Source organism: Kitasatospora sp. NBC_01246 (assembly GCF_036226505.1).
In the GTDB taxonomy this organism is placed as follows: domain Bacteria; phylum Actinomycetota; class Actinomycetes; order Streptomycetales; family Streptomycetaceae; genus Kitasatospora.
Genome location: NZ_CP108484.1, coordinates 8204418 through 8222903, shown reverse-complemented (window position 1 = coordinate 8222903; position 18486 = coordinate 8204418). Strand labels below are relative to the sequence as shown.

Below are 18486 nucleotides of genomic sequence, written 5' to 3'. Positions count from 1 at the left end.
GAACCGCCGTGCGGAGCGCATCGGTCCAGGTCGAGGTGGTCATCACCGTCCCCAACCACGGCGTCGGGCTCTGGATGCTCGGCGCGTTCGTGCTGACCTTCGCCGGGACCAGGGTGGTCACCCGGCTGATCAGGGCGGGCCGCGGACCGTTCCGCGACGTCGCGGTCGGCGGCACCCATGTGCACCACCAGGTGTACGGCATCCTCGCGATGCTGGTGGCGGGCGCCATCGAGTTCTCCTACCGGCCGGACAGTCCCGGGGCGCAGGTGCTGGCCGTGCTGTTCGGCGCCGGCGCCGCCCTGGCCGTGGACGAGTTCGCGCTCTGGCTGCACCTGGAGGACGTCTACTGGGCGAAGGAGGGCCGCAAGTCGGTCGACGCGGCGTTCCTCGCGGTGGCGGTCGGCCTGCTGCTGGTCGCCGGGTTCAACCCGTTCTCCGATGTGGGTCAGGGCACGGCCAACCACCTGGTCTTCGCCGCGCTGATGCTCGTCAACCTGGCGCTGTGCGTCGGCACGATCCTCAAGGGCAAGACGGCGCTCGGGGTGATCGGCCTGCTGGTGCCCCTGGTGGTCGGGCTGGTCGGCATCCTGCGGCTGGCCAAGCCGACCTCCCCCTGGGCCCGTTGGCGCTACCGCCCCGGCTCGCGCAAGGCCGAGCGCGCGCTGCGGCGCTACCCGCCCGACCGCCGGACCCGCCTCGACGCCCTGAAGGACTTCGTCGGCGGCACACCGCACCGCTGATCCCGCGCGGCCCCCGGCCGGGTCGGGCCCACCGCCCCGGCCGGGTCGCCCGGGCGATCAGTCCAGCATGCGCTCGATGAGGTCGGCGGCGTGCCGGGTGCCGCCCTCGGCCCGGGCGCCGGCCCGCAGCCGCGCGGAGCGGCGGGCCACCTCCGGGTCGCCGACGAGCTCGGCCAGCGCCGTCCGCAGGGTCTGCGCCGAGGCGTCCTCGGTGTCGATCCGGCGGCCCACCCCCAGCTCCACCAGACGGTCCGCGTTCATGAACTGGTCGACGGCCTGCGGGACGGCGATCATCGGCACCCCGGCCAGCAGCCCCTCGCCGCAGCCGCCCATCCCCGCATGGGTGACGAAGGCGTCCGCCTGCGCCAGGATCGCCCGCTGGGGGACCCACGGGTGCACCTCGACGTTGGACGGGACGGTGCCGAGGTCCCGCGGGTCGGTGTACTTCCCGATCTGCAGGACGACGTGCCAGCCCGGCAGGTCGCCGAAGGCCGCCAGGCACTGCCGGTAGAACTCCGCGCGGCGGGTGAACGCCGAACCCAGCGAGATCAGCAGGACCTTCTCGGCACCGGCGGGGCGGGTCCAGGCGTCCGCGCCCGCGCTCAGGTCGTAGCAGGGGCCGACGAAGGTCACCGCGTCCGCGTCGACCCGGTCGGCGTTCGGCTGCATCGCCCGCGTGATCAGGGCCAGGACCCGGACGGGGAGACCGGCGAAGGCGTCCACGTCGGTGGTGGTGGCGCCGCTCTCGGCCAACCAGCGGGCGAACCTCGCCCGGTGGGCGGCGGCCCCCGGCAGCTCCCGCAGCTGGACCGCCTCCTCCTGGTGGTAGCCCTGCCAGGCCACGAAGGTCGGGGACAGCTGCACGACGGGGCGGCCCTGGGACTCGGCGAGGGCACGCGCGGCGTAGCCGCCGATGTCGTACAGGTAGAGGTCCGCGGGGTCGTCGTCGTAGGCGGTGCGCAGCTGCGGGAGGGCCTGGACGGCGTTGTCGAGGAAGAGGTCCATCCCGGCGATCGGGTCATCGGGCCAGCTCTGGTCACCGACCGGCAGCACGGAGGCGCAGGGGACCAGTTCGGCGCCGGTGGCCTCGATCAGCGCGGCGGCCGCCGGGTCGTTGGCGTAGGTCACCCGGTGGCCGCGGGCCACCAGTTCGCGGATGACCTCAAGGCTGGGCAGGACGTGGCTGACGGCGGGGACACCGACCATCGCGATGTGGGCACGGCGACGGGACATGGGCGATCACTCGTTTCAGGTCTGCGGCGGGGAGGACACGGCAGACCCGTGCGCCCGGCCCGGCGCGGGAGAGCCCGCCGGCGGAGCGTCACTCGGGTCTGCGAGACGGGACGGGGGCCTGCCCCGTCCCGTCAGCCGTAGATCTGGTGGAAGCACATGTTCAGGACCCTAACCCGCAACCCGGCCGCCGCGCACGGCATTTACGGCGGCCTCGGGCCGCGGGCGGCCGGACCCCGGGCTGTCGGCGCCGGGCCGCGCTTCGACCTGATCCCGCGTTCGCTCGGCCGAGCGCGCGGGGCCTCACAGGGTGGCGGTGTCGATCACGAAGCGGTAGCGGACGTCGCTCCCGAGGACCCGCTCGTAGGCCTCGTTGATCTCGTCCGCGCCGATCAGCTCGATCTCGGCGCCGACGCCGTGCGCCGCGCAGAAGTCCAGCATCTCCTGGGTCTCGGCGATGCCCCCGATGCCCGAGCTGCTGAGGCTGCGGCGGTTGCCCGACAGCGCCTGGAGGGTCAGCCGCACCGGCTCCTCCGGGAGGCCCAGGTTCACCATGGTGCCGTCCGTGCGCAGCAGCGACAGGTAGGCGGCGGAGCGGCGCGGAGACGGTGTTGAGGACGAGGTCGTACCGGCCCGCCGCCTCGAAGGTCTTCGGGTCGCCGGTGGCGTAGTAGTGGTCGGCGCCCAGCCGCAGGCCGTCCTCCTTCTTGCGCAGGGACTGCGACAGGACGGTGACCTCGGCGCCGAGCGCGTGCGCGAGCTTGACGGCCACGTGGCCGAGGCCGCCGAGGCCGACCACCCGGCCCCGGTCGCCCGGGTCGCCGGCGGGGGACGGACGCGTGGCAGGGCCGGCGGGCGGCGGGGAGAATGACCCGGAGGGTGACCACAGGTGAGGAGGAACCGCCATGCAGGCCCACGGATCCGCGCAGCAGCCCACCACCGAGCTCGACGCCCGCTACAGCTCCGCGCTCCGCCCCCGTCCGGGCGCCGAGGAGGTCACGGCCACGCCGTGGGCCGAGGCCCGGCGCCGCTTGGAGGCCGCCGAGATCTTCTGGGTGTCGACGGTGCGGCCCGACGGCCGGCTGCACGTCACTCCGGTGATCGCCGCCTGGCACGACGGGGTGCTGTACTTCTCCACCGGCCCGGACGAGCAGAAGGCCAGGAACCTCGCCCATGACGGGCACTGCGCGCTGACGACCGGGGGGAACTCGCTCACCGAGGGCCTCGACCTGGTGATCGAGGGCACGGCCGAGCCGGTGACCGATCCGGCGGTGCTGGAAGCGGTGATCACGGCGTACGAGTCGCAGTACGGCTCGCACATCACCTCGCCCGAGGGCACCTTCCACGGGATCGGGGACGCGTTCCGGAACGGGAGCGTGACGGTGTTCGCGGTGGCGCCGGTCACCGCGTACGGCTTCGGCCGGGACGACGGGGTCTACAGCCACACCCGGTGGACGTTCTGAGCGACGACGGCCGCGGCCGGACGGGCCCCGACGAGCGCCGGGGCGTGGCGGGCCGGCTGAACCGACTCATCACGCCCCGGCTCCTCCGGACCGCTCTCAGCCCTCCTGGGCGAGGCTCTTGATCTCCTCGTAGTCCATGCCGAGCCGGCTGAAGACCTGGATCTGCTGCTCGGGCATGCCGAGGCCGACCAGCTCCTTGACCTGGGCGTCGGTCAGCGGCTTGCCCGGGGTGCCGGGCCGGCCGGCGCCGGCGGGGGCACCGGGGCCACCGGCCTCACCGGCGGCGGCGCTCACGAGGGCGAGCGTCGCGTTCTGGATGTCCTTGTCGGTGATCTTCACCGCGTCGGCGGGCGCCTGGACCGCCGGGGCGGAACTGTTGAACGCGAGCTTGACCGGGAAGGTGCTGCCCGGGCCGGCCTTGGGCTCCAGCTGCGCGAGGTCGAAGGTGGCCGAGGAGAAGGTGCCGCCCTTCAGGTACAGGTCGACGCCGATCCTGGTGTCGGCCAGGTCGTCCGGGACCTTGGTGGGGAGCTTGCCGAACTGCTCGGGGAGCTTCGCGGAGAGCGGCTTGAGCGCCTTCAGCAGCTCGTCGGTCAGCTGTCGGGCCGGGGCGCTCACCAGGAGGTGCTCGGCGCCGTCCTTCTTGCCCTTGTCGTCGAAGGTGACGGTCCGGGAGAAGACGTCCTTCAGCGAGACGGCCAGCTGCTCGGCGGTCTCCGGGTCCAGCGTGGGCCGGCCGGACGGGGCGGGGGTGCCGGCGTCGGCGGGCTTCTTGGCCGTGTCCGCGAGCTCCTGCAGGTCGAAGGCGACCCACTTGCCGGCCAGCACGTCCTTGACCGGGTTCAGCTCGGTGGGCAGGTCCTCGGCGACCGCGTCCACCTCCGCCGGGTCCTCGCCGACCAGCTTCACCAGGCCCTTGGCGTCGGCGCGCACGTACGCCTTGGCGTCGACCTGACGGAACTCCAGGAGCGCGGTGCCCTTCTTGTCGGCGAGCAGGTAGGAGACGCGCAGCGACTTGTCCGGCGTCACCTCCTTGCCGGCGCCCCGGGTGTTCTTGAAGGTGTCGAGGTCCTTGAGCGGCTTGTCGGCGGCCATCGCGACCGAGATGCTCAGGCCGGACAGCGCCTCGGCGGTCTTCTGCTCGATCTTGTCACCGGTGGCGTTGCCGAAGGCGACGATCTGCTCCGGCGAGGCGTCCACGGAGAAGGTGAGGCCGGCGGCCTTGCTGTCGCCGAGCTTGTCGAAGGCCTTGGTCACCTTCTGGGCGGCGGTGAGCTGCTCGACCGTCCCACAGGCGGTCAGGCCAGCGGCGAGGACGGAGGCACTGACGACGACGGGAACTGCGCCGCGCGCGGCCCGGCGGATAGCGGTGTTGATGGTACGTCTCCTGTGTGACGGGGCCTGGTGCGGGGGCAGGCCGATCCCTCCCCTGTGGCAGGAAGCGCCACAGCGACCTCACATCTGATCACACAATCCGCAAGGGGGTGCGCCATTATTTTGGCATCTCTTGAACACCTGTCCGACACCCGGTCGTGAACGGCCTTGCGTGCCACCGCCGGTCGCGCACCGACGGCGCGTCCGAAAGACCTCGCCCCGCGCCGCCGGAGCTCGCCATCCGTTCGTACCCGGTGGATCCTTCCTCGCCGTCAGGGCGTCGACGGCGGCGCCGGTCGCGGGCGGCGCAGCTCGGCGTAGACCGACCAGAGCACCGAGACGGCGGGGACGGCGACCACCGCGCCGATCACCCCGGCCGCGATGCTGCCCGCGAGCACCGAGACCGCGACCACCACCGGGTGCAGGCTGACCGCCCGGCTCATCACCAGCGGGTGGAGCAGATGGCCCTCGATCTGGCCGATCACCACGATCAGCAGCAGCACCACGATCGCGATCACCGGGCCGCGGGCGGCCAGCGCCACCAGGGCGGCGACCAGCATCGCGATCGGGGAGCCGACCAGCGGGACGAACGAGGCGAGGAACTCCAGCACCGTCAGGGGCAGGGCGAGCGGCACGTCGAGGAGGAACAGCGAGATGCCGACCATGATCGCGTTGCTCGCCGCGACGACGAAGATGCCCCTGGTGTAGCCGGCGAAGGTCCGCCAGGCCACCCGCCCGCCCCGGTCGAGGTGGTCGGCGGCGGCCGGCGGCAGCTGGGCGGCGGTCCAGCGCCACATCCGCTCGCCGGAGTGCAGGAAGAACACCGACATGAAGAGCGCGAGCGCCGCGCCCGTCCCGATCTCGACCGCCCGGTGGGCGCCGTTGACGACCGTGCTGATCAGCGTCGCGCGGTGCTTGGCGGCGAAGTCGGAGACCTTCTGCTTGAGGTCGTCGAAGGACGTCGGCTCCAGGTGGAGGGGCGGTCCCTTCAGCAGCTTCTCCAGCCGGTCCAGGCCGCCCTGGAACTCCCTGGCGAGGCGTGACACGTCGTCCGCCACGTTCTCGCCGATCAGCGCGAGCAGGCCGGCCGGCAGCAGCAGCGCCACCGCCAGGCCGATCAGGACGGCGAGCGGGCGGGGTACCGCGCGGGCCGCCAGGTCGACCAGCGGGCGGATCACCGAGGTGATCACCAGGGCGAGGAAGGCGGCCAGCGTGATCAGGTGGAACTGCCCCAGCACCGTCAGCACCAGGTACGCGGCCACCGCGACGACCAGCAGTCGCCAGGCGTAGTCGGAGAGCCGGCGCAGCCCCGGGCCCGCGCCGGGAGCGGCCGCCGCGGGAGCCGGCCTTTTGCGCGGCCCGGGCCGTCTCACCCGCATGCCGCACCGTCGGCCGCCGCGCCCGCCGGCCCGGCACCACGCGCGGGTGGGCGGCCGCCCGGCGTCGGGGGCCGGCGGTGGGACCGGGGGCTACGGGGGTGCGCAGGCGACATGGATCATGGATAGCGGGTGGGACGCCGCACGGGCGGTTCCCGCGCCGACGGAGCGGGAGGCCGGGCGGCAAGCGGGTGGCCGGCCGCGGTCAGTGGGCGGTGCGGGGTCACTGGCCGGCGCGCGGTCGGTGGGCGGTGCGGGCCCGGCGCAGCAGGTAGAGCGCGGAGGCGGCGGCGAGGACGGCCATGCAGGCGGCGAAGACGAGGCCGGCGTCGGCCAGGCCGAGCGGTTCGGCGAGCAGGCCGACCCCGATGACCGGGATCGAGATGCCGAAGTAGGCGACCACGAAGAGCGCCGAGAGCGCGCCACCGCGGTGCTCGGCGGGAGCGGCGGCGGCGATCTCGCCCACCGCGCCGCGCAGGCCCATGCCCTGGCCGGCGCCGCCCACCAGGGCGCTGAGCACCAGCGGCGGGAGGGTGGTCCGGGCGAGCGAGGCGGCCAGCAGGGCCAGCCCGGCGATGAGCACCAGGCAGCCGAGCGGGATCGCCCGTGCCGTACCCAGGCGGGGCACCAGGAGCTGCCCGAGGGTGGAGGCGAAGAAGGCCGTGAAGACGATCAGGCCGACGACCGCGGAGTTGTGGACGTCCAGGCTCTCGGCGAGGAAGGCGGGGCTGACCGAGGTGAAGACGCCCAGCAGGGCGAAGCCGGCGAAGGCGGCGATCCCGGCCGGCACGAACACCCCCCGGACCTCCGGTGGCAGCGACGGCCGGTGCGGCCGGGCGGTGCGCAGCGGCCGGGCCCCGTCGACCGTCTCCGGGAGGAACCAGAGGACCGCGAACGAAGCGGCGAGCAGCACCAGGTGCACGACGAACGGCAGCACCAGCGGCCCGGGCGCGTACTCGGCGAGCAGCCCCGACAGCAGGGGGCCGCAGCCCAGGCCGCCCATGTTGGCGGCGGTCGCCACGAAACCCGCCCTGGCCTCGCGCCCCGGCGGGGCGAGTTCCAGCACGTACGCGGTGGCCGTCCCGGTGAACAGACCCGCCGACAGGCCGGACAGCAGCCGCCCCAGGCAGAGCAGCGGCAGACCGCCCTCCGCCAGGAAGGCGACGGCGCTGCAGGCCGCGAGCGCCAGCCCGGCGAGCAGCACGGGCCGGCGGCCGACGGAGTCGGAGACGTTGCCGACGAGCAGCAGGACACCGATCACGCCGAACGCGTAGACAGCGAAGACGACCGTCACCATCAGCTCGGAGAAGCCGAGCTCCGCCTGGTAGCGCCCGTACAGCGGGGTGGGCAGCGTGGTGCCCGCCATGCAGACGGCGAAGGCGGCGGCAGCCCCCAGGTAGCCCAGCCGTCCGGCGGCCGGCCGCGCGATCCGACGATCGGTCATCCGCCCACGCTAGGCACCGGGTCGGCGACGCGCGGGCCGGGCTGCGCCGAATGGCCGTGGCCCTCCCCGGGAGGAGGGTGCGGGCTCAGGGCGTCACGGCGGGACGCGGCACGGATTCGGCGTGCCGCCCGGCCGCCGGTAGCGGTCGTCACGGTGGCCGGGCTCTGAGCCGTGGCGGGACGGGCCCGGACGGCGGGGAGTGGGGGTACCCGCCGCCCGGGTCACGGTCTTCCCACCCGGTCCTCTTCTCACCCGGATCCGGCCGGACAAACCACCCGGTTCCCGGCGCGCCCCCAGGGGGCGTTCCCGGTCGCGACACGGCGGGGCCGAGGCTGCCTCCGCTCCGGACGGCCTGGTAGAACGGGACGGCCGGCCCGGGGCGTCAGAGCCGTCCGCACGCCGGGCCGGACCGGCCGGCTCCGGCCGCCGTCACCCACGTGCCCACCGAACGCATCGTGACCCCGGGAGCAGTAGTCCATGAGGATCCACCTGACCAGCGTCTTCGTCGACGACCAGGCCGAGGCCCTGCGCTTCTACACCGAGGTGCTGGGCTTCGTGACGAAGCACGACATCCCGTTCGGCCAGGACCGGTGGCTGACCGTCGTCTCGGCGGAGGATCCGGGCGGCACGGAGCTCCTGCTGGAGCCCAGCGGCCACCCCGCGGTGCGGCCGTACCGGACGGCGCTGGTCGAGGACGGCATCCCGGCAGCCTCCTTCGCCGTGGACGACGTGCCCGCCGAGTACGAGCGGCTGCGCGCGCTCGGGGTCCGCTTCACCCAGGAGCCGCAGGAGATGGGCCCGGTGACCACGGCGGTGCTGGACGACACCTGCGGCAACCTGATCCAGCTCGTGCACGGCGGGTAGGAGCGGTCACGGCGGCGGGCGGCCCCCGGGAGCCGCCCGCGGGGTGGGCCCGTGCGTCGGACGGTGACGGGCCCCGCCGAACCGACCGGAACCGCTCCCCCGCCGGTGGGAGCGAGCTCGTGGGATCGAGGCGATCACCGGCGAGGCGCTCCGGTACCGGCCGCTCGTACCCCGAGCGGTCGCGTCACACCCGCCTCGTCGCGTCACACCCGCCTCGGCCGCCTCGCGGGGCGGCCGAGGGCGCCCACCGCCGCGCCCACCGCCGCGCCGGCGGCCGTGGCGGCGAGGGCCCAGAGGAAGGCCTGGTCCGAGGCGTCCGACCAGGCCGCCAGCCGGTGGGCCGCCCAGTGGACGTAGGGGATCAGCGCCACCGCGGCGGCCCCGGAGCCGAGGACGGCCAGGACGGGAACCGCGCGGCCGGTCGGCGCGGGGCCGCGCCGCAGGAACCACAGCATCGGCAGCAGGCCCACCGTCAGCACACTCGCCGGCAGCACCCCGGGCACCTTCCAGAACAGCGCGCCGCCGCAGAGGTACGCCGCGAGGCGGACCCAGAGGAGGCAGATCCCCTGACGGAGCAGCAGGAGCAGCAGCTCGCGCGACCGCCCCGCCGGTCCGGCGGCGACCAGCAGCCGGGCGCCCGTGGCCGCCAGCACGCCGGCGAAACCGGCGGTCAGCGCCACGGGCAGGCCCAGCGCCGGACGGCGGGGCTGCTCGGGGACGACGATCGCCTGGTGGACGGGGTAACTCCGGCGCGACCAGGTGCCGTCGGGGGTGCCGCGCACCAGTCCGCCGCCCGGGTAGTGGGCCAGCACCGCCCAGCCCTCCGGCGCGGGGACGATGAACAGGTCGGCGGGGTACCCGGCGCGGCCCCCGGTCGGTTCCGCGCCGGGGGCCGGCACGGCAGGGGACGGCACGGCAGGGGACGGCACGGCGGGGTCGACCGGTTCCCCGTCCACGCCGGTGGGTGACGGAGTCGGGGGCGGGAGCGGCTCGTCGCGCCACGGCGGACCGGGGTCGAACGCGGCCCGCCAGGTCCGGCCGCCGTCCTCGCTGATCTCGATCGGCGAGGTGGAGTCGAGCAGTCGGAAGCACGGCCCCGGCTCGCCCTCCAGGCAGTGGCCGTCCTGCGGCCGGCTGTTCCGCCGGGACTTCTCGACGTCACCGGACCGCTTCTCCTCGGTCCAGGTCGCGCCGCCGTCCTGCGACGCCCACCGGCCGGCTTCGGTGTCCAGGATCGCCCGCGCCCCGGCGTGCCAGAGGACGGGCCGCGGCGGCTCCCCGATCTTGGAGGTGGCCACCATGGCGACCACGGCCAGCGGCACGCCCAGCAGGGCCGCCCACCGCCGGGGCCGCCGCGTCGCCCGCGACCGCTTCCACAGCCACCAGGAGACGCCCAGCGCCGGCAGGGCCAGCAGGTCGCTCCGGTCCCCCTGGATCCGGCTCGGTACGCCGCTCCACGACCAGACGGTCGAGGCGAGTTCGCCACCGGCCTCGCCGGACTTCGCGACGGTGAACATCACCGCCGTGACCGCCAGCCCGGCGATCGCCGGGCGGTCACCGCGCAGGCGCGGCAGCGGCGTCAGCAGGAGGGCCAGGACCACCGGCGAGACCAGCATCCACGCCAGGTCGCTGACCTTCCCGGTGACCGCGCCCGGCCAGAGCCGTTTGGCGACATGGTCGTTGACCAGCAGCACCAGCACGGCGCCCGACGTCCCCGGGTGTCCCGCCCAGCGGACGACCGGCCGGACCGCTCCCCACTCCCCCGTCCCGCGCATTCCCCGAGCCTCCCCCGCCCGTGGCACGGGCACGCCGCGCACCGTGTTCCGAACCGGACACAAGTGGATGACGGCGCGTCAGATTCCGGAAGCCGGTGGCGACCTGCGCCGGTCGCCACCGGTCCCCGGGCTACCGCGGGGGGCACTCCAGGACCAGGCGGATCTCGGTGACCTCGTACCCGGCACGGTCGAACGCGGCGGCCATCGGGACGTTGACGGTGTCGGTGGTCGCGGTGATCCGCTCGGCGCCCGCCGCCGCGTGGAAGCGGGTGATCTCCGCCAGGATCTCGTCGATCAGGCCCCTGCCGCGCTGCTCCGGCACGACGCCCAGGTAGCCGACGTTGCGGTGGTAGGGCGTCGCGGAGGGGATCGCCATCCCGGCCGGCGTGCCGTCCGGGAGCTCGGCCAGCCGCCACCACGAGCGCTCGCCGGGGCAGCTCAGGTAGAAGTCGAAGTCCTCCCGGGCCAGTTGCCCGGCATCCATGGTGAGCAGCTCGTTCTGCGTCGCCAGGTCGAGGCTGTCCTGCGAGAGGCGCACGAAGGCCTCCAGGAACTCCTCGTCGGTGCCCTCGCGAAAGACCAGCCGCCCGGTCGGTTCGGCGGTCCCGCGCCGCGGGGTCCACTCGTAGCGGAGCCGCTCGATCTCCCGGGTCAGACCGGCCCGCTCCGCCGCCTGCCGGCGCCAGGCGACCGCCTCGGCCAGTTCGGGCTCCGCCCGCCAGCCGCGCGGCAGCGAGATGTGGTAGCCCGGACGGTTCCCGAAGGCGGCGTGGCCGGCCTCCAGCAGGGCGGTGGCGACAGCGGCCGGATCGGCCACCCCCGCGCGGACCTGGAGGCAGTCCAGCGCGATCGGGCGCTCGCTGTCGGAACGGCCCCACCACAGGGCGCGGGCCAGGATCCCGCCGTCCTCGTCCTGGGCGACCCAGACCCACTCGGGGCGGATCCGGTTCTCGGCGAGCTCCTCGCGGACCTTCTCGGCGGTCAGGGCGGGGACGGGGCCGTCGGCCGGGTAGGCGACGGCACGGTCCAGGTCGGAGGGGTCTGCGGTGGCAGCACGGAAGATCATCCGGAGATGATCACACGAGCCCGACCGCCCCGGCCACCTCCGTCCGGCGGGGTGGCCGGTCAGCGAGGGTCAGTCAGGCGGTGGGTCAGACCCCGCCGGGAGACGCTCATGAACATCGTCACTGTCAGGCGGCGTGCGCCGCCAGGAAGGCTCCGGCGTGGGCGGCGGCCTCCTCCTTGCTCGCGCACCAGGTGTCAGCGGCGCCGTGCGTGCCGTCCGCACCCTCGCCCGACCAGCTCCAGCCGCCGGACTCCGGGGCCCGCACCAGCTCGGCCGTACCGCCGAACAGCCGCAGGGCCGCGCCTGCCCGCGCCGCGGGGCGGGTGACCGCCTCCGGCCACTTCTTGCGCGCGCCCTGCCGGGTGATCCCCCACACCGCACCGAGCTGCTCGTAGCTCGCGCCGTAGGAGCCGGCGGTGCCGGCCGCGATCGCCGTCAGCCGCTTGACCTCCGCGTCCACCACCTTCCAGGCGGCGAGGACGGACAGGGCCACCTCGACCGGCTCCGCCTCCCACATCCGCTCCTCGGGCAGCCCGGACGTGCGCGCGTGGAGGGCCGAGGCGAGCGGATTCAGGGCGTCGAGGAGCGCCTTGGCCAGCTGCGCCTGCTCTTCCAGGGTGATCCCAGCCGAAGTCATGCGACAACCCTAGTTTCCGAAAACGCATCTGGCAACCTTTGTTACCGAACGCGGGCGCGAAGCGACGGCCGATCGGACGGGGTGTCAGAAACCTTGCTGCGGAGCGAGGATGGCTCGACACCCGGGGCGCACCCGGGTGGCGAGCACGCGACCCGACCCGCCCGACAGGGCGCGAACGGGTGAAGCATGTCACGGCTTCGCCCCGTCCCCCGGCAGGGCCCGGGCGGGTAGGTTCCTGCGTCCAAGGGGAGGAGACTCCCCCTTCGGGCGCAGGTCCCGCCGTCAAGAGTTCCTCCGACGAGAGAGGCACGAGTGATGTCTGCACAGGACGCCACGCACCACCCCCCGCTGCGCATCGGTGTGGTCGCCGAATCGGCCACCGGGGAGACCCGCGTCGCCGCGACACCCTCGACGGTGCGCGGACTGCTGGCGCTCGGCTACGAGGTCGCGGTCGAGTCCGAGGCCGGCGCGGCCTCCGGCTTCGCCGACGAGGCCTACACCGAGGCCGGCGCGCGGATCGGGGACGCCTGGCGGGCCGACATCGTCCTGAAGGTCAACGCGCCGTCCACCGACGAGATCGCCCGGCTGAGTGACGGCGCGACCCTGGTCGGCCTGCTCGCACCGGCCCAGCGGCCCGACCTGCTGGAGGCGCTGTCCGCGCGCCCGGTCACCGCGCTCGCCCTGGACGCGGTGCCCCGGATCTCGCGCGCGCAGTCGATGGACGTGCTCAGCTCGATGGCGAACATCGCCGGGTACCGGGCCGTGATCGAGGCCGCCCACGTGTTCGGCCGCTTCTTCACCGGCCAGGTGACCGCCGCGGGCAAGGTCCCGCCGGCGAAGGTCCTGGTGGCCGGCGCCGGCGTGGCCGGGCTCGCCGCCATCGGCGCCGCCTCCAGCCTGGGGGCGATCGTCCGGGCGACCGACCCGCGGCCCGAAGTCGCCGACCAGGTCAAGTCGTTGGGCGGCGAGTACCTCCCCGTGCGGGTCGCCCAGGAGGCGAGCACCGACGGGTACGCCAAGGCGACCTCCGCCGACTACGACCGGGCCGCCGCCGAGCTGTACCACGCGCAGGCCCAGGACGTGGACATCGTCGTCACCACCGCGCTGATCCCCGGGCGGACCGCCCCGCGGCTGCTCACCGCCGCGGACGTGGCGGCGATGAAGCCCGGCAGCGTCGTGGTGGACATGGCCGCCGCCCAGGGCGGCAACGTCGAGGGAACTGTGGCGGGCCGCACGGTGGTCACCGCCAACGGCGTCACCCTGATCGGCTACACCGACCTCGCGGCCCGGCTGCCCGCCCAGGCCTCCCAGCTGTTCGGGACCAACCTGGTCAACCTGCTCACCCTGCTGACCCCCGGCAAGGACGGGCGGCTGGTCCTCGACCTCGACGACGTGGTCCAGCGCGCGGTGACCGTGGTCCGGGCGGGCGAGGTCACCTGGCCGCCACCGCCGGTGGCCGTCTCGGCCGCCCCCGCCGCGCAGCCCGCGGCCGCGCCGGCCGCGCCGGAACCGAAGCGGCCCCGGCTCACCCCGGCCGCCCGCTTCGGCCTGATCGGCCTCGGCATGCTGGCGATGTTCCTCCTCGTCGCCGTGGCACCGGCCCAACTCGCCGAGAACTTCACGGTGTTCGCGCTCGCGGTGGTCATCGGCTACTACGTGATCGGGAAGGTCCACCACGCCCTGCACACCCCGCTGATGTCGGTGACCAACGCGATCTCCGGGATCGTCGTGGTCGGCGCGCTGCTGCAGATCGGACACGGGGGTGCGCTCGTCACCGTCCTGTCCTTCGTGGCCATCCTGCTGACGAGCGTGAACATCTTCGGCGGCTTCGCCGTCACCCGCCGCATGCTGTCCATGTTCTCGAAAGGCTGAGCCCCGATGACTACCACGACGGCCGCCCATGCCGCGGACCTGGTCGCCGCCCTGTTGTTCATCCTCAGTCTGGCCGGGCTGTCCCAGCACCGCACCTCCCGCGCCGGGGTCGTCTACGGCATCGCCGGCATGGCGCTCGCCCTGGTCGCCACCGTCGTGCTGGCGTCCCGCAGCATCACCGCCGGCGCGGTCGCCCTGATCGTCTTCGCGATGGCGCTGGGCGCCGTGATCGGGCTGTGGCGGGCCCGGCAGGTCGAGATGACGCAGATGCCGGAACTGATCGCCGTGCTGCACAGCTTCGTCGGCCTCGCCGCGGTGCTGGTCGGCTGGAACAGCTACCTGGAGGTCGAGTCGCGGGGCTCGGCCCAGGTCGCCGTCGCCGCCGACCTGCTGCGGATCCACCACGCCGAGGTCGTGATCGGCATCTTCATCGGCGCGGTGACCTTCACCGGCTCCGTCGTCGCCTTCCTCAAGCTGTCCGGCCGGATCGCCTCGCGGCCGCTGATGCTGCCCGGCAAGAACGCGCTGAACCTCGGCGCGCTGGGCGTGTTCGTCGCACTGACGGTCTGGTTCACCGTCAGCCCGGGCCTCGGCCTGGTGATCGCGGTGACCGCGCTCGCCCTCGCGCTGGGCTGGCACCTGGTGGCCTCGATCGGCGGCGGCGACATGCCCGTCGTCGTCTCGATGCTCAACAGCTACTCGGGCTGGGCCGCGGCCGCCGCCGGGTTCCTGCTCGACAACAACCTGCTCATCGTCACCGGCGCACTGGTCGGCTCCTCCGGCGCCTACCTCTCGTACATCATGTGCCGGGCGATGAACCGCTCCTTCATCTCCGTCATCGCCGGCGGCTTCGGCATCGAGGCGCCGTCCGGCGGGACGGAGGAGCAGGGCGAGCACCGCGAGGTGCGCGCCGAGGAGGCGGCGCGGCAGCTCGCACAGGCCCGGTCGGTCGTCATCACCCCCGGGTACGGGATGGCGGTGGCGCAGGCGCAGCACCCGGTCGCCGAGCTCACCCGCCGGCTGCGCGAGCGCGGCGTCGACGTCCGCTTCGGGGTCCACCCCGTCGCCGGGCGGCTGCCGGGGCACATGAACGTGCTGCTCGCCGAGGCGAAGGTGCCGTACGACATCGTCCTGGAGATGGACGAGATCAACGACGACCTCGCCGCCACCTCCGTCGTCCTCGTCATCGGCGCCAACGACACCGTGAATCCGGCCGCCACCGACGACCCGACCAGTCCGATCGCCGGCATGCCGGTGCTGCGGGTGTGGGAGGCGGAGCAGGTGATCGTGTTCAAGCGGTCGATGGCCTCCGGCTACGCCGGGGTCCAGAACCCGCTGTTCTTCCGCGAGAACACCGCCATGCTCTTCGGCGACGCCAAGCAGAGTGTCGAGGACATCCTGCGCGCCCTCGACGACGACGGCCGGGACGCCCCGGCCCCGGCCGCCCGCCGGACGGCGGCGGCCGGCCGGAGCGCCGGGTAGACCCCCCGGCCGACCGTTCCCGCGGCCCGGCGGCGGGAACGGTCGGCCGGGTCCTTCCGGGCCCGGAAGAGCCCGGAAGGACCCGGCCCGGAAATTCCTTCGCCGCCGTGTCGATCCGCGGCCGTCCCGTTCGACCTGGGATAGAGAGGACCGAAGAACGGTCCCCGGGACGAAGGAGAGCAGTCGTGGCGAAGTACATGTTGATCATGCGGGGCAGCGACGAGTCGATCGCGAAGATGATGGAGACGCCGTTCGACGAGATGCTCGCGACCATGGGCCGCTACAACGACGAGCTGATCCGGGCCGGCGTGCTCGTCGCGGCCGAGGGCCTGGACGACGCGGCGCAGGGCGTGGTGGTCGACGTCAGCGGGGAGACCCCGGTTGTCACCGACGGCCCGTACGGTGAGACCAAGGAACTGTTCGGCGGCTTCTACATCCTCGACGTGGCCTCGAAGCAGGAGGCGGTCGAGTGGGCCAAGCGGCTGCCGTCCTTCCCCGGCACCAAGATCGAGATCCGGCGCGTGCCGGGGATCGACGAGTTCCCGCAGGACAACGAGTGGATCATCAAGGAACGGGCATGGCGCGAGCGGACCGGCCAGCTCTGACACCTCCGGCACCGGACGATCCGCCGGGCGGCGCGGCCGCCCGGCGGGCGGTCGAGGCCCTCTGGCGGATCGAGTCCGCGCGGATCGTCGGCGCGCTCACCCGGTACACCGGGGACTTCGACCTGGCCGAGGACGTCGCGCAGGAGGCCCTGGCCCAGGCGCTCGTCGCCTGGGCGCGCGACGGCGAGCCGGCCAGCCCGGTGGGCTGGCTGCTGAACACCGCCCGGCGGCGCGCCATCGACCACTTCCGCCGCCGCGCCGCCCTCGACGACCGCTACGCCGCGCTGGCCGGCGGGCTCGGTGAGGGCGGGGCGAGCTCGGGCGCCGAGCCGCCCGCGGACCGGTCCGACGACCCGCCCTGGGACCCGGACCGGATCGAGGACGACGTCCTCGCGCTGATCTTCGTGGCCTGCCACCCCGTGCTGTCCCCCGAGGCCCGCACGGCGCTGACCCTGCGCGTGGTGGCCGGCCTCTCCAGCGAGGAGATCGCCCGGGCCTTCCTGGTACCCGTGCCGACCGTCCAGGCGCGGATCACCCGGGCGAAGAAGACGATCGGCGCGGCCGGGGTGCCCTTCGAGCTGCCCCCGGCGACGGAACGGCGCGAGCGGCTCGGCGGGGTCCTCAGCGTGCTCTACGTGATCTTCACCGAGGGCTCGACGGCGACGTCCGGCGACCGGCTGCTGCGCCCCGGTCTCGCCTACGAGGCGATCCGGCTGGCCCGCACGCTCACCGCGCTGCTGCCCGCGGAACCGGAGGTGTTCGGGCAGCTCGCCCTCTTCGAGCTCACCGCCGCGCGCTTCCCCGCGCGCACCGGTCCGGACGGCGAGGCCGTGCTGCTGGAGGACCAGGACCGCCGGTTGTGGGACCGCTCCGCCGTCCGCCGCGGCCTGGCCGCGCTCACCCGGGCGACGGCCGCCGGGCGCGGCCTCGGGCCGTACGGCCTGCAGGCGGCGATCGCCGCCTGCCACGCCACGGCCCCCTCCGTCCCGGAGACCGACTGGGACCGGATCGTGCTGCTCTACGAGGCGCTCGGCCGGGTCGCGCCCTCCCCCGTGGTCGAACTCAACCGGGCGGTCGCCGTCGCCATGGCGTCGGGGCCGCAGGAGGCGCTTCCCCTGGTCGACACGCTGGCCGCCGCCGGCCGACTGTCCGGCTCCCACCTGCTGCCGAGCGTGCGCGGCGAGCTGCTCTCCCGGCTCGGCCGCACCGCGGAGGCGCGGGCGGAGCTGGAACTCGCCGCCCGGCTCTGCCGCAACGCCCGCGAGCGGTCGGTCCTGCTGCGCAAGGCGGCGGCGCTCGGCTGACGCCGCGTCATCTCGCCTACGGGAACCGGGCGTCGCCCCCCCGGCGTCCTCCTCCGCGACGAGGACGGCCGGGGTGCGGGGGCGGCCGTCCCTCGGGTCGGGCGGCCCCGCTCCGGTACACCAGGGGGACGCCGATGATCGAGTACTTCCGTGGCCGCGGCCGGGCCGTCAGGATCGGCTGGGCGGCGGCCCTCCTGGCGCTCCTCCCGGTGGTCGCCGACTTCCACTTCGAGAACACCGTCCGGGAGAACGGCGAGATCACCGGCTACAGCTACCTCAGCGTCTCGGCGATCGTCGCCGCGCTCTGCGGAGTCGTCTACGCGTTCAGGCGCTTCTCGGCGGCCCGGTACGACGGGGCGCTGACCGGGGCCGTCAAGGCCGCGCTGGTCGCCGTCGTGCTGGTCAGCCTGGTCCAGGGCGTGCGCGGCTCGGGGGTGGTGCCCGCGCAGACCGAGTGCCGCGCCTCCTACAGCCTCCACCTCTGCCGCCCGGCCGACACCGCCCGCGGCTGACCGGCCACCGGCCCGCGCCGCTGGGCCGAGCGGGTGGGGCCGGGCGGGGAGCGGTGTGGGAGCCGGGGGTGACCACGGGTCGGGGCGGGAGGCTGGAGCTCCGGAGCCGGCGGCAGGCAGGAGAGAGCCCGTGAGCGAGCCCAGCCGTCGAGGTGTCCGCGACCGCGCGGCGGTGGGCGGTGCGGACCTGTCCGCCGACCCCGGGGTACTCGGGACGGCGCTCGCCGTGGTGCTGGCGTTCTCCTTCGCCGAGGGCTCCTGGCAGTGGTTCTCCACCTACCTCGGTGTGACGCTGCTCGCGGTGGTCCTCTCCTTCGGCCGGGTGCCGGTCCGCACGCCGGGCCGACGCGTCGGCTATGCCTGCGGCCTGGCGGCGTACGCGCTGGTCGTGGGCCTCTGTGTGGCCCTGGCGCTGGCCCCGGCGCTGCAGCGCTGGGACTGGCTGTTCCCGATGCCGGGCACCCGGCAGTCCTGCCCGGAGGCGGGCCGGTACGAGAGCCTGCGGACCCAGGCCGCCCTGGGGGGCCTGGCCGGGGCGGACCCCGACGCACTGGAGTCCGCGCAGCGGGAGCAGAGCCGCGCGGTCGTCGACGACTGCCTGGCGGCGACGACGACCCACTGGCTGCCGGTCTACGCGCTGGGGGCGGCCCTGCTGGTGGGGGGTGCGGCCGCGTGGTCGTCGGGGCGGGCGAGGACGCGCGGGACGACCGCGGCCTCCGCCTGAACTCCGGCCGCCCTGCGG

Annotated in this window: 16 protein-coding genes and 1 pseudogene; 9 read left to right on the top strand and 8 right to left on the bottom strand. The window is 74.5% G+C overall.

The genetic code is table 11. From position 1 onward, the window contains the following. Positions 1-8 precede the first annotated feature (8 nt). Positions 9-740, top strand: a complete 732-nt coding sequence (locus tag OG618_RS34520; RefSeq protein WP_329491570.1) for a hypothetical protein — start codon at positions 9-11, stop codon at positions 738-740. A 57-nt stretch (positions 741-797) separates the two neighbouring features. Here OG618_RS34520 and OG618_RS34515 read toward each other — a convergent pair whose 3' ends face one another. Beyond that, the gene (locus tag OG618_RS34515) at positions 798-1973 is read right to left on the bottom strand and encodes a macrolide family glycosyltransferase (protein WP_329491569.1); all 1176 of its coding nucleotides are present in this window, start codon (positions 1971-1973) and stop codon (positions 798-800) included. A 300-nt stretch (positions 1974-2273) separates the two neighbouring features. Then, positions 2274-2787 (bottom strand): annotated as a pseudogene (locus OG618_RS34510) (zinc-binding dehydrogenase); the annotation flags it as partial. An 88-nt stretch (positions 2788-2875) separates the two neighbouring features. Here OG618_RS34510 and OG618_RS34505 point away from each other — a divergent pair. Beyond that, a complete protein-coding gene (locus OG618_RS34505) occupies positions 2876-3433 on the top strand; it encodes a pyridoxamine 5'-phosphate oxidase family protein (RefSeq protein WP_329491568.1) in 558 nt (185 codons plus the stop codon). Between the two features lie 96 nt (positions 3434-3529). On the opposite strand, the gene OG618_RS34500 is transcribed toward OG618_RS34505, so the two are convergent. From OG618_RS34500 to OG618_RS34490, 3 genes are all read right to left on the bottom strand, one after another. Beyond that, on the bottom strand, positions 3530-4690 hold the full coding sequence (locus OG618_RS34500) for a hypothetical protein (protein ID WP_329491567.1): 1161 nt from the start codon (positions 4688-4690) through the stop codon (positions 3530-3532). A gap of 389 nt (positions 4691-5079) precedes the next feature. After that, positions 5080-6186 (bottom strand): AI-2E family transporter, encoded by a 1107-nt coding sequence (locus tag OG618_RS34495; RefSeq protein WP_329491566.1) that lies wholly within the window; start codon positions 6184-6186, stop codon positions 5080-5082. A gap of 220 nt (positions 6187-6406) precedes the next feature. Further along, positions 6407-7627 (bottom strand): MFS transporter, encoded by a 1221-nt coding sequence (locus OG618_RS34490; RefSeq protein ID WP_329491565.1) that lies wholly within the window; start codon positions 7625-7627, stop codon positions 6407-6409. Between the two features lie 477 nt (positions 7628-8104). Between OG618_RS34490 and OG618_RS34485 the strand changes: the two genes are divergently transcribed. Beyond that, positions 8105-8491, top strand: a complete 387-nt coding sequence (locus OG618_RS34485) for a VOC family protein (RefSeq protein ID WP_329491564.1) — start codon at positions 8105-8107, stop codon at positions 8489-8491. 203 nt (positions 8492-8694) lie between these two features. Here the strand turns inward: OG618_RS34485 and OG618_RS34480 are convergent, their stop codons facing one another. The 3 genes from OG618_RS34480 to OG618_RS34470 form a co-directional block, all read right to left on the bottom strand. After that, entirely contained in the window at positions 8695-10266 is a 1572-nt protein-coding gene (locus OG618_RS34480) for a hypothetical protein (protein WP_329491563.1), read from the bottom strand. A 130-nt stretch (positions 10267-10396) separates the two neighbouring features. Continuing rightward, positions 10397-11332, bottom strand: coding sequence for a GNAT family N-acetyltransferase (locus OG618_RS34475; protein ID WP_329491562.1), 936 nt, complete (start codon positions 11330-11332; stop codon positions 10397-10399). A gap of 124 nt (positions 11333-11456) precedes the next feature. Further along, on the bottom strand, positions 11457-11969 hold the full coding sequence (locus tag OG618_RS34470; protein WP_329491561.1) for a hypothetical protein: 513 nt from the start codon (positions 11967-11969) through the stop codon (positions 11457-11459). Positions 11970-12284: 315 nt separating this feature from the next. Here OG618_RS34470 and OG618_RS34465 point away from each other — a divergent pair, with 315 nt between their 5' ends. The 6 genes from OG618_RS34465 to OG618_RS34440 all read left to right on the top strand — a co-directional run bounded on the left by OG618_RS34465 (position 12285) and on the right by OG618_RS34440 (position 18468). Next, a complete protein-coding gene (locus OG618_RS34465) occupies positions 12285-13841 on the top strand; it encodes a Re/Si-specific NAD(P)(+) transhydrogenase subunit alpha (RefSeq protein ID WP_329491560.1) in 1557 nt (518 codons plus the stop codon). Between the two features lie 6 nt (positions 13842-13847). Next, the gene (gene pntB, locus OG618_RS34460; RefSeq protein ID WP_329491559.1) at positions 13848-15323 is read left to right on the top strand and encodes a Re/Si-specific NAD(P)(+) transhydrogenase subunit beta; all 1476 of its coding nucleotides are present in this window, start codon (positions 13848-13850) and stop codon (positions 15321-15323) included. Between the two features lie 185 nt (positions 15324-15508). Then, positions 15509-15928 (top strand): YciI family protein, encoded by a 420-nt coding sequence (locus tag OG618_RS34455; RefSeq protein WP_329491558.1) that lies wholly within the window; start codon positions 15509-15511, stop codon positions 15926-15928. Then, positions 15901-17232, top strand: a complete 1332-nt coding sequence (locus OG618_RS34450) for an RNA polymerase sigma factor (RefSeq protein ID WP_329491557.1) — start codon at positions 15901-15903, stop codon at positions 17230-17232. Before OG618_RS34455 ends, OG618_RS34450 begins: the two co-directional genes overlap by 28 nt. A 134-nt stretch (positions 17233-17366) precedes the next feature. Next, a complete protein-coding gene (locus OG618_RS34445; protein WP_329491556.1) occupies positions 17367-17744 on the top strand; it encodes a hypothetical protein in 378 nt (125 codons plus the stop codon). Between the two features lie 130 nt (positions 17745-17874). Next, the gene (locus tag OG618_RS34440) at positions 17875-18468 is read left to right on the top strand and encodes a hypothetical protein (protein ID WP_329491555.1); all 594 of its coding nucleotides are present in this window, start codon (positions 17875-17877) and stop codon (positions 18466-18468) included. Positions 18469-18486: the final 18 nt, after the last annotated feature.